Origin of the sequence: Acinetobacter lwoffii, assembly GCF_024129435.1 — a bacterium.
In the GTDB taxonomy this organism is placed as follows: Bacteria; Pseudomonadota; Gammaproteobacteria; order Pseudomonadales; family Moraxellaceae; genus Acinetobacter; species Acinetobacter lwoffii_F.
Window position 1 is genome coordinate 1 of record NZ_JAMXXN010000068.1, and the last position, 1,232, is coordinate 1,232.

Below are 1,232 nucleotides of genomic sequence, written 5' to 3' on the forward strand. Positions count from 1 at the left end.
GAAAAAAGAAGAGTTTAAGGAAATTTTGGCAATTTTAAGAAAGCAGAATCCTGATAGGATAAGGGTTCTGTGAAATTTGTCGTGTACAGAGATCATTTTTATATGTAGCTGTATCAGCCTCTGATCAAAATTTTAATGATAAAACTATTGTAGATATAAGGGATTTAAAAGATTTAAGGTTCGTTTCAACCCCACATGCTGAACGTGGAGGCCTAAGTTATTTAGCATCTAATCTTTGTTTAAGTAGTGGCTTCTCGCAGAAAAGAGCAAGAATATCTTCAAGAAAATTGTCACAATTGGATTTAGTGGAAAATGGCTTTGGTATATGTATCGTACCGGAAGAATTTTCCACAGTTCTTCCTAGAGACGTAAGACTAATCTCAATTAATGATCAAAATAATCAATCCGAAGTTAAACTGATTTGGAAAAAAAGTAATGATCAGCTCATTGGGAATTGTGTTAAAGCTATTCATGAATCTTATAAATTAGATTCTTAATTTTTTTTAAAATTAACATAATACGCGTTACACGAATTCCCAAGGCATGGCTTTTAGTCATGCTTTTTTTATCAAAAGAGTATAGCTGAATGATAGCGAGCCAAATCGCATACAATATCTATCATTAGACTTAATGCAATAATTAAATGATAGTGTTATCATTAATCTAATAGAATTAAGATTAAATGATAGAAATGAATACACGTATTTATCTACGAGCTTCAACTAAAGATCAAGATGCAAAAAGGGCTTTGCAGATTCTTCAGGATCTAAACCAAAACTTGAATTTGGGTGAAACCATTGTGTACGTGGAAAACTATAGTGGTACGAAGTTAGACCGACCTGAATTGAATAAGCTGCTGTCAGAAGCAAATCAAGGTGACACCTTGTTAGTTGAAAGTATTGACCGCTTATCACGCCTAACCCAACGAGATTTTCAAGAGCTGAAGCGCAGGATTCAGGAGAAAGGACTTCGATTAATTGTGGCAGATCTTCCTACTACCTACCAAATGATTCAAACCAGTGACACCATTACTCATTCAATCCTAGAACTCATTAATAATATGTTGATTGATCTCCTGGCAACAATGGCTCGCCTAGACAATGAGAAACGTATAGAACGTATTAAGCAGGGCCTGGCACGTTCGGGTTACAAGCCAACAGGTAAGAAAGCCAATGAGGCTAAGCACAAACGAATAAAAGAATTACTAGCAGCTGGCAATATGACTAAGGAAG

Annotated in this window: 1 protein-coding gene and 1 pseudogene; both read left to right on the plus strand. The window is 35.2% G+C overall.

The window, feature by feature from the left end; translation table 11 throughout:
* Nucleotides 1-98 precede the first annotated feature (98 nt).
* Nucleotides 99-497 (plus strand): annotated as a pseudogene (locus NI455_RS15325) (LysR substrate-binding domain-containing protein); the annotation flags it as partial.
* Nucleotides 498-682: 185 nt separating this feature from the next.
* Nucleotides 683-1,232: recombinase family protein (locus NI455_RS15330; protein ID WP_253114882.1), on the plus strand; the 550-nt coding region annotated here is incomplete at its 3' end.